Raw genomic sequence first — 13,488 nt, 5'->3', positions numbered from 1 at the left:
TGTGGACAACTCTCACCGGTCCAGACCACTGACGTCACCCGGTACGCCCCGCCACCAGCCATTTCGACGGAAGCTCGATGCGTGTGCCGTCCGCCGTGTACTCGGTCGTGACGAGCGGGAGTTCACCGTTCGCCAGGACCGTGAGGCCGGCGGCGCGCAGGTACTCGGGGACGGCGGCGTCCGCGACCTCACCGGGGGCGATGCCGTGCCGGAACACCGGAGCCAGCTTGGCGGGCGGGCCGTCGGCGCCCTGCGCCAGACCGCGCAGCACGGCTCCCGCGGCCTCGGCGAGTTCGACGAGGAAGACCCGGCCGCGCTCCCCCACCAGCGTCGCCAGCCCGTCCACCAGCGGCTGCCGGTCGTCCGGTTCGGCCTGGTGGAGGACCCCGCGCATGTAGACGTTGGCGTCGCCGAGCTCCGCGTGCAGGGTCTGCGCCTCGGTCTTCTCCGCGGCGTCGAGCTGCCGGTAGCCGGCCTGACCCGCCGGGTCGGCCTGGCGGGCGTGCGCGAGCGCGGCCGCCGACAGGTCGGCGCCGACGACGTGCGGGAAGCGGTCGGCGAGGAAGCGGGTCTGGGTGCCGTTGCCGCAGCCGAGGTCCACGACGGGCAGGTCCCGGGCCCCCAAGTGGGGTTCGAACAGGGCGAGATGGACACCGGCGGTCACGGCGGGCTCGGCGTCCCAGAAGACCGCTCCGGGTCCGTCGGGGGCCTCCTGCCAGAAGCCCTCCCAGGCCTGCCTGTACCGACTCGTCACACTCATGCCCGCTCCCCGGGTCGAGACCGCAGCCCGCCGGGACCTGGCAGGCGAGATCGGTCTATCGCGCCCGGCGCGCGGCGACAAGCGGACGGCGCGTTCCTTCACGCCACTTTCGGTCCGTGTACCCCCGGCGCACTTCGCGCGCCCCCTCCCGGTGGCCGCCGGTACCGCCGTTCAGTGTCGTCGTGGCAGGGTCAGTTCGAACCGGACGGACTTGCCCGCGCCGGTCCGGCTGGCGCCCCACTCGCGGGCCAGGGTGCTGACGACGCGCAGTCCGCGCCCGCACTCGTCGGTGGGCCCGGCGCTGAGCAGCGTCGGCAGTGTGTGGTCGTCGTCGGCCACCTCGCACAGCAGGGTGTCGCCGCGCACCAGCCGCAGCTCGATGCGCCGGCTGTGCGCGTGGCGCACGGCGTTGGTGACCAGCTCGCCGACCATCAGCTCGGCGTTGTCGGTCAGTCCGCCCAGATCCCACGCGTGCAGCTGTTCGCGGACCACCGCGCGCGCCCTGCCGACCTCGACCGGGTCGAGCACGAGACGCCATTCGGCGACGTCCTCGGGCTCGATGCCGTTCAGGCGGGCCATCAGGAGGGCCACGTCGTCCTTGCGTCCGCCGCGGGTGTTGAGGGAGCGGATGATGGTGTCGCAGGCGTCGTCCATGGACGCGGCGGGGTGGGCGGCGGATTCGCAGAGGGTGGCGAGGCCCACACCGATGTCCTCGCCACGGACCTCGACCAGACCGTCGGTGCACATCACGAGCCGGTCGCCGGGCGTCACGCGCACGCGTACCGACTCGAAGGGCACCCCACCGACTCCGATGGGCGCACCGGTCGGCAGGTCGAGCAGCTCGCTGTGCCCGTCCCCGGCGTGCACGAGGACGGGTGGGATGTGGCCCGCGTTGGCGATCTCCAGCTCACCGGCGATGGGGTCGTAGACGGCGTACAGGCAGGTGGCCAGATAGGTGTCGCCGAGTCGCTGGGCGAGGTCGTCGAGATTGCGCAGGAGCTGGGCGGGCGGCAGGTCGAGCGCGGCCATGGTCTGCACGGCGGTCCGCAACTGGCCCATCATCGCGGCGGAGTTGAGGCCGTGGCCCATGACGTCACCGACGACCAGTGCGGTGCGGGAGCCGGGAAGCTTCACGGAGTCGAACCAGTCGCCGCCGACCCGGCCGAGGAGCGTGCCGGGCAGGTAGCGGGTCGCGATGTCGCAGCCGGCCATGCGGGGCGCGATGTGCGGCAGCATGCTCTCCTGGAGGGTCTCGGCGACGCTCTCCTGGTAGGTGTACATGCGGGCGTTGTCCAGCACGAGGCCTGCGCGGGCGGCGAGTTCGGCGCCGGTGACGCGGTCCATGTCGTTGAACTCGACGCGCTCGGGGTGGCGCAGCAGGATCATGAACCCGAGGACCACGTTGCGGGCCTTCAGGGGCACGACCAGCATGGACCGGTTGGTGATGAGCGGCCGGATGTCGCGCTTCTCGAACTGCGCGGCGATCATGTGGCCCATCTGCTCGCTGATGCGCGGCACGAGCACGGGCTCACCGGTGGTCATGCACTGGAAGAACGGGGTGTGGGCGGGGAAGGGCATGGCCTCGCCGACGGGCACGACGTCGTCCCAGCGGCCCGGCTCGTCGGTGTGCTCCAGGGCGACGCGGTGCCACATGGTGGTGGTGTCCGGCACACCGTCGTGGAACCCCTCGCCCGCGACGACCTGTTCGCGCAGGTAGGTGCCCGCCACGTCGGTGAAGCGGGGCACGACGGCCCGGCTGACCTCCAGGATGGTCTGCGCCAGGTCGAGGGAGGTGCCGATGCGTCCGCTGACTTCGTTGAGGAACTCCAGTCTCTCGCGCACCGCGACGTATTCGAGGTCCGTGGCCTCGTCCTGGTCGTCCTGGTCGTCCTGCGGCAGGGGCTCGCCGGAGGCGGCGGCCCGGGCGGCCCGGGCGCGGCGCGCCTTGCGCTCGGCGCGCCGGGGGACGCCCCAGTCGGGGGTGACGGGCACCCGGTCGTTCTGGCTGAACTCCAGGACGGGATAGCCAAGTTCGAGGACCTGGGCGACGATGCGGGCGCTCTCGCCGACGCTCATGCTGGGCAGGATCTCGGGGAGCCTGCGGGCCAGTTCCTCCGCGCCGGGGAAGTCGGTGTGCAGGGCGAAGCCGGGCGCGATGCGTTCGATGCCCGCGCCGGCCACGGGGTGGCCGTCCGGTCGGCCGGGTCCGTCCTGGTCGCCGAGGCGGAGCGCGGCCGCGTCGGCGGCGAGCACCAGGAGGCGTTCGCGACCGGGGCCCACCAGCGGGTACGCCCACCACAGGACGTCGATCCGGTCGCCGTCACCGGCGCTGAGCCGGGCCCGGCCGGCGGCCGGGTACGCGAGCCGTCCGTCGAGGGACGTCTCCAGGCCCGGGCCGAGGCCGTCGTAGGCCGCGTAGGCCCCGTAGGGAGCCGTGTCCTCGTCCTCGGGCAGTGCGCCGGAGACGGGCAGCAGGTCGGCGGCGGGACGGCCCACCGCGGCTTCCTTGGGGGTGCCGAACAGGCGCCTGGCGCCGGTGCTCCAGTGGGAGACGAGTCCGCCGCGGTCCACGAGGACGACGGCCAGAGGGATGCGGCCGACGGCGGTGTGGTCCGCCGTGCCGTTCCCAGCTCCGCGGCTGGGAGTCGTGCCCACTTCGGTGCCACGGTCCATGGCCCAGGCCCTCTCTCCCCACGGCTCCGCAAGATCTGTGCCGCCCCCCCTTACCGTACGGCGACCCCCCGTCATGATGTGTGTCAATACGGGAATTGACCTCACCGGGGGCGGCTCCGGCGCGTGGTGTGCCGGGCGTGCTCCGTCGCGCCACCCGGATCCGCCGCCGACTCCGGTGCGCCCGCCCGCGGGCGTACTCCGTCACACGCCCGGCAACGCCGCCGGATCCCGCCGTCGAGTCCGCTGCCGAGCCCGCGGCCGGGCCGCAGCCGAGCACTCCCGCGGCCGCGCGTCCGTGTCGCCCCGCGCCGCCCCGCGTCAGTCTTCGTGTCCCAGTTGCAGGTCCCGTTCCGTCCTGCCTCCCCCGGCGACCTGGAGCACGGTCGCCACCGGCGGGTAGCCCGCGGCGATGACGGTGTACTCGCCGGAGGACAGATCGACGAACCGGAACGTTCCGTCCGCGCCGGTGGTCAGGGTGTCCACCACGTTGCCCGCGGCGTCCAGGAGGGTCACGCGGGCGTCCTCGACGGGGCGTCCGCCGCCCGCCCGTACCGTGCCGCGCAGCACGGCACCGCCCGCGAGCTCGACGTCCTGGCGGGTCTCGCGGGCGGCCTGGACGGAGACGGGGAGCGCGGCCGGGCGGAACGCGGGAGCGCTGGCGGCCAGGGTGTACTCGCCCGCCACCAACTCCGTCATGACGTAGCCGCCTTCGCGCCCGCTGCGGGTGGTGGCCACCACCTCGCCGTGCACATTGGTGAGGGTGACGGTGGCTTCCCGTACCGGGGAGCCGTCCGCGGTGAGCACGCTGCCGGCGAGGCGTCCCGCGCCGCCGAGCACGACGTCCAGCTCCACGGGGCGCTCGCCGACGGTCACCGAGACGGCCTGCGGCTGGTGGCCGCCGGCCGCGGCGATCAGGACGTACGAGCCGGATCCCGGCGTCGACAGCGCGTACCGTCCGTCCTCGCCGCTGGCGCCGCGTCCGATCTGGGCTCCCGCGATGTCGATGAGGGTGAGCGCGGCGCGCGGTACGACGGTGCCGTCGGGGTGCTGCACCGTGCCGCAGACGGGGACTCCGGCCGGGTACGGCGAACGGCCCGGCGGGATGTGGGCGGTGGTCCGGGCGGTTTCCGGTTCGGCGGCGGGGGCGTTGTGGGACACCAGGGGTTTCTCCTTGAGGAAGAAGGCGATGGCCAGGCCGAGGGCGAGCACCGGGACGAGGTAGAGGAAGATCCGCGGCATGGCGTCCGCGTAGGCCCCGATGTAGTCGTCGCGCAGGGCGGCGGGCATCGCGTGGACGAGCTGTGGGGTGAGGGACTCGGAGTCCCCGAGGGCGTCCTGCCCGCGCGTGGGCAGACGCTCGGCGAGGGCGTCGGCGAGCCGGTGGGCGAACAGGGTGCCGAAGATGGCGGCCCCGACGCTGCCGCCGATCTGCCGGAAGTAGTTGTTGGCGCTCGTCGCGGTGCCGAGGTCGGCCGGGGGCACGGAGTTCTGGACGGCGAGGACCAGGACCGGCATCACCAGGCCGATGCCGGCGCCGAGGACGGCCATCCAGATGCTGTAGTGCAGCCGGGGCGTGTCGGCTTCGAGGCGGGACAGCAGCCACATGCCGACGACGGAGAGGGCGCTGCCGAGGAGCGGATAGGGCTTGTAGCGGCCGGTGCGGCTGATGAGCTGCCCGGAGATGATGGACGCGCCGACGATGCCGCCCATCATGGGGAGCATCAGCAGTCCCGATTCGGTGGCGCTGGCCCCGTCGACCATCTGCAGGAAGGTGGGCAGATAGCTGGCGGCGCCGAAGAGGGCGACGCCGATGACGAGCCCCACCAGCGCCGTGACGTTGAAGACGCCGTCCTTGAACAGCCGTAGCGGGATGAGGGGTTCGGGCGCGACGCTCTCGACCACGAGGAACAGCAGTGTCGCGATGAGCGCGCCGGCTCCGAGCCCGAGGATGACCTGTGAACCCCAGGCGTACTCCGTGCCGCCCCAACTGGTCAGCAGCACGAGGCAGGTGGACGCGGCGGCGAGCAGGAGCACGCCCAGGACGTCGACGCGCCCTCGGGCCTCGGGCTTCGGCAGTTTCAGCACGACGGTCACGACGGCCAGCGTGAGCAGCCCGAAGGGCACGTTGATGTAGAAGCACCAGCGCCAGGACAGGTGGTCGGTGAAGTAGCCGCCCAGCAGGGGGCCCGCGACGGATGCCAGGCCGAATCCGGCCCCGATCAGCCCCATGAAACGGCCGCGTCGGCGGGGCGGCACGATGTCCGCGATGATCGCCTGCACACCGATGAGGAGACCGCCCGCGCCGACGCCCTGGAGCGCGCGGAAGGCGATCAGCTGGTCCATGGTGCGCGACCAGCCGGCGAGCGCCGAGCCGATCACGAAGACGACGATCGCGAACTGGAAGACGCCCTTGCGTCCGAAGAGATCGCCGAACTTGCCGTAGACCGGGAGTCCGACGGTGGAGGTGAGCAGGTAGGCCGTGATCGCCCAGGACATCTTGTCCAGGCCGTGCAGCTCCCCGACGATCTTCGGGAGCGCGGTGGCCACGATCATCTGCTCCAGGGCGGCCAGCAGCAGGGCCAGCATCAGCCCGAAGAAGACCAGACGGATCTGGCGCGAGTCGAGTTCGGCGGGCCGGGCGACCGCCTCCGCGGCATCCTTCGGGGGTGCGGTACCCGGCTCGTCCTGCACCAGAGTGATCCCGCCCACGTGCCGCTCCCCTCGTCGCGCCCACCGCACAATTCCCGCTTATCGCGACAACTGCGAGCAAGCGCGACGAGTTACGGCACGACGTCGCGCGAGAGGGAGATCCACTCGAAACGGTGAGGACCGCAACGGGCCCTGGAGCGCGGCCCCTTGGGCGCCGGGCGCCTACTCCCCGGGACCGCTACTTCTTCTCGGTCTCGGCGGCGAGCCTGACGAGCACCGCGTCGTAGATCCGCCCGAGCCCCTTGGGCGCGAAGGTCTTCTCGAAGAAGCCGCCGATGCCGCCGGCGCCGTTCCAGACGCTGGTGACCACGACGCGGGACGAGCCCTCACCGGCCGGCGTGACCCGCCAGGTGGTGACCATCGAGGAATTGCGGTCCTTCTCGACGAGCTCGCCGTCGGTGGGCTCGCTCACCTCGAGCAGGCAGTCGCGGACGCGCTTGCTGGTGGCCTGGAGCTTCCAGTGGACGAGGGTGCCCTCGCCGTCGCCGCCCTCACGCACCTCGTACTCGCTGAAGTGCTCCGGCAGCAGCTTCGCGCGCGTGCCGCTGTAGTCGGCCAGCGCGTCGAACACCGCCTCCGCGTCCGCCGCGATGACCCGCTCCGTCGTGGCCTCGACCTGCGCCATTGCACTTCCTCCAGCACTTGGTTCCTCGGGGTGTGCGGCCAGCCAACCACCAGGCGGCCCGGCCGCCCAAATCGGGGCCGGGCGGGGTCTGCCGGGCGATGCGGGTATCCGGTCGCACGATCAAGGGAACATGTGTTCTATTCTGTGGTCAGTGCTACCGAGGAGGCGCCATGCGCTGGGAGAACCTCACCGTGGACCCCGCCGGGGACCCGGCCCGCGACGCCGCGCTGTTCGGCGCGGACGCGGTGACCACCCGTACGTTCGACACCCCCGAGTTCCGCGGGATCACCTTTCACGAGATCCGGGCGCGATCGATCGTGAACCGGGTGCCGGGGGCTTCGCGCATGCCCTTCGAGTGGACGGTCAACCCCTACAGAGGGTGCACGCACGCGTGCGTGTACTGCTTCGCCCGCAAGACGCACAGCTATCTGGACCTCGACACCGGGCTCGACTTCGACTCCCAGATCGTGGTGAAGGTCAACGCGCCTGACCTGCTGCGCCGCCAGCTCGCCTCGCGCCGCTGGCACGGCGAGCACATCGCGATGGGCACCAACGTCGACTGCTACCAGCGGGCCGAGGGCCGCTACCGGCTGATGCCCGGCATCATCGCGGCCCTGCGCGACCACGCGAACCCCTTCTCGATCCTGACCAAGGGCACGCTGATCCTGCGCGACCTCGACCTGCTCAGGCAGGCGTCCGAGGTGACCGACGTCGGCATCTCCGTCTCGGTGGGCTTCACCGACACCGAGCTGTGGCGCACGGTCGAGCCGGGCACCCCGGCTCCGGAACGCCGCCTGGACGTGGTGCGCACCCTGACGGACCACGGCATCGGCTGCGGTGTGCTGATGGCGCCCGTCATCCCCTTCCTCGGCGACCACCCCGCTCAGCTGCGCGCCACCGTCCGCGCGATCGCCGCCTCGGGGGCCACGTCCGTGACCCCGCTGGTCCTCCACCTCCGGCCCGGCGCCCGCGAGTGGTTCATGGCCTGGCTGGAACGGCACCACCCGTACCTGGTCCGCCGCTACGAGCGGCTGTACGCGGAGGGCGCCTACGCCCCGAAGTGGTACCAGCGCCGGATCACCCGTCAGGTGCACGAGCTGGCGCAGGAGTACGGCATCGGCCCCACGCGCGCGGGGATGCCGCGCAGGACCGCGGCCCCCGAACCGGCCGCTCCCGAAACCGTGGCCTCCGAGCCGACCCAGCTGACGCTGCTGTGACGACCGCGCGGCGCGCCACCCGTGCCGCATGAACTCCCAGGACCGGTTCACCGGCGTCCGTGAACACTTCTAACGGCATCCGAGCGATCTCCCGGCTCAATCGGGTCAAGTCTTGTCAGAACCAGTTCCTCCGGCCTCCCTTTCCGGCACGATGCGGCGAAGGCCGTGGCGTGCACGGCTCAAAACCTCCGTCCTGGGAGGCCTTATGAAGAAACGCGCAGCTGCTCTGTGCGGGGCAGCCGCCGTGGTGGCCGGGATGATCACGTCGATCCCGGCCGACGCGAGCGCCGGCTCCGCGACCGCACCGCGCACCACCCAGACCGCCAAGCTCACCTGGAAGAAGTGTGCGACCAGCGACTACCCGACGCTCCAGTGCGCGTCGGTGAAGGTGCCGCTGGACCACTCGCACCCCGACGGGCGGAAGATCACCCTCGCCCTCTCGCGCGTCCCGCACACCGCCGCGAAGTCCCAGGGACCGTTGCTGGTGAACCCGGGCGGCCCCGGCGGCAGCGGGCTCACCCTGGCCGGATTCGTCGCCTCCTCGCTGCCGAAGTCGGTGGCCGCGCAGTACGACGTCATCGGCTTCGACCCGCGCGGCGTCGGCAAGAGCGAGCCCGCGCTGGACTGCAAGCCGGGGCACTTCGCGCCCGTACGCCCCGACTCGGTGCCCGCCACTCCGGCCCTGGAGAAGGCCAACGTCGACCGCGCCAAGGCCTTCGCCACCGCGTGCGGCAAGAAGTACGCGAGCCTGCTGCCGTACATCGACACGGTCAACGCGGTCCGCGACATGGACTCGATCCGCGGCGCGCTCGGCGCCAAGAAGATCAACTACTTCGGCTACTCGTACGGCACCTACCTGGGCGCCGTGTACGCGAAGCTGTACCCGCAGCGCGTGCGCCGCCTGGTCCTGGACTCCATCGTCGACCCCGACGGCGTGTGGTACGACGACAACCTCGGGCAGGACTACGCCTTCGACGACCGTCAGAAGGCCTTCCTGGCGTGGATCGCCAAGCACAACGCGACCTACAAGCTGGGCACCGACCCGGCCAAGGTCGAGGCCAAGTGGTACGCGATGCGCGCCGCGCTCGCCAAGAAGCCCGCACAGAAGAAGGTGGGCGCCTCCGAGCTGGAGGACACCTTCATCCCCGGTGGCTACTACAACGGCTACTGGCCCCACCTCGCCCAGGCGTTCTCGGACTACGCGAACGGCAAGAAGAGCGACTCGCTCGTCCAGGCGTACGAGGACTTCGGTGCCGTGGACGCCTCGGGCGACAACGGCTACAGCGTCTACACCGCGGTGCAGTGCCGTGACGCGTCCTGGCCGAAGGACTGGAACCAGTGGCGCAAGGACAACTGGGCGGTGTACGAGAAGGCGCCGTTCATGGCATGGAACAACGCCTGGTACAACGCGCCCTGTGCCTTCTGGCCGACGCGCTCGCTGCGGCCGGTGGACATCTCCAACAAGTCGCTGCCGCCGGTGCTGCTCTTCCAGGCCACGGACGACGCCGCCACCCCGTACCAGGGCGGTGTCACGGTCCACCGCAAGCTGCGCGGCTCCAGTCTGGTCGTCGAGCAGGGCGGCGGGAACCACGGCATCACGCTGAGCGGCAACGCCTGCCTGGACAAGTACCTGACGGCGTATCTGACCGAGGGCAAGGTGCCGCACGGCAGCGGTGAGGCCGACGCGGTGTGCAAGAAGCTGCCCGACCCTGAGCCGCTGAAGGCGAAGGCCGCGTCCGCCTCCTCGCGGGGTTCGACGCTGCACGGACTGCTCGGCTTCCGGGGCTGATCCCCGCAGGCCGAAGGCCCGTCGGGGGCGCTGTCGGACCCGTGGTCCACCATGGACCCATGACCGAACCGACGCGCGTCACCGCCCCCGACGGGCCGGCCCCCGCCGCCACGCCGCTGTCCCCGACGCCCCACGGGGACAGCCGGGGGAACCGCTCGTACGGGGTGGTGTGCGGGTGAGCGGGCTCGTGATCCGCGAGATGACCCTCGACGACTGCCCGCACGTCGCCGAGATCCGTGTGCGCGGCTGGCAGAGCGCGTACCAGGGGCTGATACCGCAGGCGTACCTCGACGGGCTCAGCGTGGCCGAGGACACGGCGCGTCGGCGCGCGTTCTTCGAGCGGGGCGGCGGCGATGTGGTGAACCTGGTCGCCGAGCGGCAGGGCGAGCTGGTCGGCTGGGCCTGCCACGGTCCGTACCGGGACGGCGAAGTCCGCACCGGCGACATCGAGTTGTACGCGATCTACGTGCGTCCGGGCCGGGTCGGCAGCGGGATCGGGCGGGCCCTGCTCGCCGAGTCCGTCGCCCGGTGCGCGGCGGCCGGTCACGAGCGGATGCTGCTGTGGGTCCTCAAGGAGAACGCTCCGGCCCGCCGTTTCTACGAGCGGTCGGGTTTCGGACCGGACGGCGCCGAGGAGCCTTTCGAGGTCGACGGTGTCGCGATACCCGAGGTGCGTTACGCGCGCCCCCTGTCCGGTACCGCCCTCACCTGAGCCGCCCTCGCCGGGTCGCCGACGTCCCCGCGAGGCGCTGGACGGTCCCGTCCCGGCGCCCTCCGGCCGGCACCGCGCGCGCCGGGCGCCCGCACACCTTTCCGGCCGATCCCGCGCCTTCCGGTCCGCCCTACCCCTTCCGAGCGGGCAGCAGGGCCAGCGCGTGGACCGCCGCCTCCGCGAGGGCCGGATGGGCCAGCGCCTCGCTCAGCACGGGTCTCGCACGGTCGTCCCCCAGCGCGCCGAGGCCCTGCACGCACGCGAGGGCCACGCTCCGGTAGGGGTCGTGCAGGCGCAGCCGGCGCTCCAGGGTGGTGATCAGCGCGGGCACCGCCTCGGGGGCGCGCAGCTCGACGAGCAGCCGTATCGGATGGAGGGCGTAGGCGACGCGCAGCTCGTTCGTGGCGAGCGCCGCCGCCGCGCGGGCGGTGCGCGGATCGCCGAGCCGTGCCAGCGCGTACGCGGCGGACGCGCAGCGCTGCGGGTCGCGGTGGTTGAGCAGCAGGACGAGTGCCTCGAAGGCCCGCCGGTCCCCGGCCAGCCCGAGCCGGAAAGCGACCAACTCCCTGGCCCACAAAGGCTGTCCGGCCTCCGTGAGCGCGGACGCCAGTGCGTCGGCGTCCTCGGTCGCCACGAGCCGGTCGTACTCCGCCGAGCCTGCGGCCTCGTTCCGTAGACGCTCCGTGAGTGATCGCAACTCTCCGTCCATGACGCCGAGTCTAGAGAAACGCGTGGGACGTCGGGACGTACATCACAAACTCGGGGGCTGGCGCGCTCGTTACCGGCGGGTTAAGCTCAGACGAGCGAGTTACCCACTCGCCTCACCCTTGCGGTGGCCTGGTGACGCAGCCGCCGCAGGAGCAGTCGGTTCGGTGCCTCAGGTACCGCAGTACGACACGGCTTGGGACAGGGCCGGTCGACTTCACCGTTCGTCGGGGCGCGCGTTGTGAGCGCCTCGGGACGGACCGGGCGTGTGCGCCAGTCAGCCCGGCAACACCCGCAATCTCCGCACCCGGTGCGCCCGTCGGCGCACCCCATGTGCACTCCTCAGTCGTCACCCTCTTCCTGGAGTCCCGCGATGGCCACTCCCCTGTCCGACACCCCTCTGCCCCAGCTCAAGACCGTCGCCGTGGTCGGCCTCGGCACCATGGGCACCGGCATCGCCGAGGTCCTCGCCCGCGCCGGCCGCGAGGTGATCGGCATCGACATCAGCGAGGCCGCGGCCACCCAGGCCGTCACCGCGCTCGAAGCGTCCACGGCCCGCGCCGTGCAGCGCGAGCGCCTCACCGAGCAGGAGCGCGGCGACGTCCTCTCCCGCTTCCGCACCTTCACCGAGCTGGCCGCCGCGGCCGACGCCGACCTGGTCATCGAGGTGACCCCGGAGTCGTACGACATCAAGCAGCAGGTCTTCCGGGAGCTCGACGCCGTCGTGCGCCCCGAGGCCATCCTCGCGACCGGCACCAACGCGCTGTCCGTGACGCGGCTCGCCGCCGACTCGGCCCGCCCCGAGCGCGTCCTCGGACTGCACTTCTTCAACCCGGCCCCGGCGATGAAGCTCGTCGAGGTCGTCTCGTCGGTGCTGACCTCCCCGCAGGCCGTCGGCGCCGTCACCGACCTGGCGATCGAGCTCGGCAAGGAGCCCGTCGCGGTCGGGGACCGCCCCGGTTTCGTCGCGGACGGACTGCTGTTCGGCTACCTCAACCAGGCCGCCGCGATGTACGAGGCGAAGTACGCCTCCCGCGAGGACATCGACGCGGCGATGAGGCTCGGCTGCGGCCTGCCCATGGGCCCGCTCGCACTGCTGGACCTGATCGGCGTGGACACCGCGCGCACGGTCCTGGAGGCCATGTACGCCGAGTCGCACGACCGGCTGCACGCTCCCGCGCCCATCCTCAAGCAGCTCAGCGAGGCGGGCCTGACCGGCCGGAAGTCGGGCCGCGGCTTCTACTCGTACGAGGCCCCCGGCAGCGCGACCGTCGTGCGGGACGCGCTCACGCCGCTGGAGGGCGCCGCCCTGGTCCCGGGCCGCACCGTCCGCTCCGTCGGCGTCGCGGGGTCCGGCACCATGGCGTCCGGCATCGCCGAGGTCTTCGCGAAGGCCGGGTACGAGGTCGTCCTCGCCGCCCGCAGCGCGGAGAAGGCGCAGGCCGCCAAGGCCCGTATCGGCAAGTCGCTTTCGCGTTCTGTCGACAAGGGGCGGATGACCGCCGAGGCCGCCGCGCAGACCCTGGACCTGATCACCCCGGCGGGCACGTACGACGCGTTCGCCGACGTCGACCTGGCCCTGGAGGCCGTCGCCGAGGACCTGGCGATCAAGCAGCAGCTGTTCGCCACGTTCGACAAGGTCTGCAAGCCCGGCGCGATCCTGGCCACCACCACGTCGTCGCTGCCCGTCGTGGCCTGCGCCCGCGCCACCTCGCGCCCGCAGGACGTGATCGGCATGCACTTCTTCAACCCGGCCCCGGCGATGAAGCTCGTCGAGGTCGTGCGCACCGTGCTCACCGCCGACGACGTGCACGCCACCGTGCGCGAGGTCTGCGCGAAGGTCCGCAAGCACCCGGTGGACTGCGGTGACCGGGCGGGATTCATCGTGAACGCCCTGCTGTTCCCGTACCTGAACAACGCGATCAAGATGGTCGAGGAGCACTACGCGACGCTCGACGACATCGACGCCGCGATGAAGCTGGGCGGCGGCTACCCGATGGGTCCCTTCGAGCTGCTGGACGTGGTCGGCCTGGACGTCTCGCTCGCCATCGAGAAGGTCCTGCACCGCGAGTTCCGCGACCCCGGCCTGGCCCCCGCGCCGCTCCTCGAACACCTGGTGGCCGCGGGCTGCCTCGGCCGCAAGACCGGCCGCGGCTTCCGCGAATATGCCCGGCGCTGAGCGTACGGGCGACTGGTTCGCGGAGAGCCCCGACTGGGGCGGACTGCTCGACCCGGCCGGACACCCCCCGCCCCAGGAGGGCGGGGGGATCCCCGGACATGCGCGCTCCCCTGCGCACA

9 protein-coding genes are annotated in these 13,488 nt (G+C 72.1%); 4 read left to right on the top strand and 5 right to left on the bottom strand.

Annotated features, from left to right (window positions below; translation table 11 throughout):
• Positions 1 to 34: 34 nt before the first annotated feature.
• The 4 genes from ACSYGO_RS36220 to ACSYGO_RS36205 all read right to left on the bottom strand — a co-directional run bounded on the left by ACSYGO_RS36220 (position 35) and on the right by ACSYGO_RS36205 (position 6,767).
• A complete protein-coding gene (locus ACSYGO_RS36220) occupies positions 35 to 760 on the bottom strand; it encodes a methyltransferase domain-containing protein (protein ID WP_426680901.1) in 726 nt (241 codons plus the stop codon).
• A gap of 171 nt (positions 761 to 931) precedes the next feature.
• Positions 932 to 3,433: a SpoIIE family protein phosphatase gene (locus ACSYGO_RS36215; protein ID WP_432188351.1), complete on the bottom strand. Its 2,502-nt coding sequence runs from the start codon at positions 3,431 to 3,433 to the stop codon at positions 932 to 934.
• A 318-nt stretch (positions 3,434 to 3,751) separates the two neighbouring features.
• Positions 3,752 to 6,142 (bottom strand): MFS transporter, encoded by a 2,391-nt coding sequence (locus tag ACSYGO_RS36210; RefSeq protein ID WP_426680903.1) that lies wholly within the window; start codon positions 6,140 to 6,142, stop codon positions 3,752 to 3,754.
• Positions 6,143 to 6,320: 178 nt separating this feature from the next.
• Positions 6,321 to 6,767: an SRPBCC family protein gene (locus ACSYGO_RS36205; RefSeq protein ID WP_426680904.1), complete on the bottom strand. Its 447-nt coding sequence runs from the start codon at positions 6,765 to 6,767 to the stop codon at positions 6,321 to 6,323.
• Positions 6,768 to 6,937: 170 nt separating this feature from the next.
• Here ACSYGO_RS36205 and ACSYGO_RS36200 point away from each other — a divergent pair, with 170 nt between their 5' ends.
• From ACSYGO_RS36200 to ACSYGO_RS36190, 3 genes are all read left to right on the top strand, one after another.
• A complete protein-coding gene (locus tag ACSYGO_RS36200) occupies positions 6,938 to 7,984 on the top strand; it encodes an Rv2578c family radical SAM protein (RefSeq protein ID WP_432175022.1) in 1,047 nt (348 codons plus the stop codon).
• 205 nt (positions 7,985 to 8,189) lie between these two features.
• The gene (locus ACSYGO_RS36195) at positions 8,190 to 9,773 is read left to right on the top strand and encodes an alpha/beta hydrolase (protein ID WP_435225324.1); all 1,584 of its coding nucleotides are present in this window, start codon (positions 8,190 to 8,192) and stop codon (positions 9,771 to 9,773) included.
• A 199-nt stretch (positions 9,774 to 9,972) separates the two neighbouring features.
• On the top strand, positions 9,973 to 10,485 hold the full coding sequence (locus ACSYGO_RS36190) for a GNAT family N-acetyltransferase (protein WP_432175030.1): 513 nt from the start codon (positions 9,973 to 9,975) through the stop codon (positions 10,483 to 10,485).
• Between the two features lie 130 nt (positions 10,486 to 10,615).
• Here ACSYGO_RS36190 and ACSYGO_RS36185 read toward each other — a convergent pair whose 3' ends face one another.
• Entirely contained in the window at positions 10,616 to 11,194 is a 579-nt protein-coding gene (locus ACSYGO_RS36185; RefSeq protein WP_460389144.1) for an adenylosuccinate lyase, read from the bottom strand.
• A gap of 369 nt (positions 11,195 to 11,563) precedes the next feature.
• On the opposite strand from ACSYGO_RS36185, the gene ACSYGO_RS36180 reads away from it, so the two are divergent.
• A complete protein-coding gene (locus ACSYGO_RS36180) occupies positions 11,564 to 13,369 on the top strand; it encodes a 3-hydroxyacyl-CoA dehydrogenase family protein (protein ID WP_460389142.1) in 1,806 nt (601 codons plus the stop codon).
• Positions 13,370 to 13,488: the final 119 nt, after the last annotated feature.

The organism is Streptomyces krungchingensis, from assembly GCF_054729265.1.
This window is presented reverse-complemented; position numbering and strand designations above follow the sequence as displayed.

What these genes read in the sequence shown, in the direction of transcription:
- ACSYGO_RS36220 (WP_426680901.1), bottom strand. Translation starts at nt 760, where the DNA reads ATGAGTGTGACGAGTCGGTACAGGCAGGCCTGGGAGGGCTTCTGGCAG.
- ACSYGO_RS36215 (WP_432188351.1), bottom strand. Translation starts at nt 3,433, where the DNA reads ATGGACCGTGGCACCGAAGTGGGCACGACTCCCAGCCGCGGAGCTGGG.
- ACSYGO_RS36205 (WP_426680904.1), bottom strand. Translation starts at nt 6,767, where the DNA reads ATGGCGCAGGTCGAGGCCACGACGGAGCGGGTCATCGCGGCGGACGCG.
- ACSYGO_RS36200 (WP_432175022.1), top strand. Translation starts at nt 6,938, where the DNA reads ATGCGCTGGGAGAACCTCACCGTGGACCCCGCCGGGGACCCGGCCCGC.
- ACSYGO_RS36195 (WP_435225324.1), top strand. Translation starts at nt 8,190, where the DNA reads ATGAAGAAACGCGCAGCTGCTCTGTGCGGGGCAGCCGCCGTGGTGGCC.
- ACSYGO_RS36190 (WP_432175030.1), top strand. Translation starts at nt 9,973, where the DNA reads ATGACCCTCGACGACTGCCCGCACGTCGCCGAGATCCGTGTGCGCGGC.
- ACSYGO_RS36185 (WP_460389144.1), bottom strand. Translation starts at nt 11,194, where the DNA reads ATGGACGGAGAGTTGCGATCACTCACGGAGCGTCTACGGAACGAGGCC.
- ACSYGO_RS36180 (WP_460389142.1), top strand. Translation starts at nt 11,564, where the DNA reads ATGGCCACTCCCCTGTCCGACACCCCTCTGCCCCAGCTCAAGACCGTC.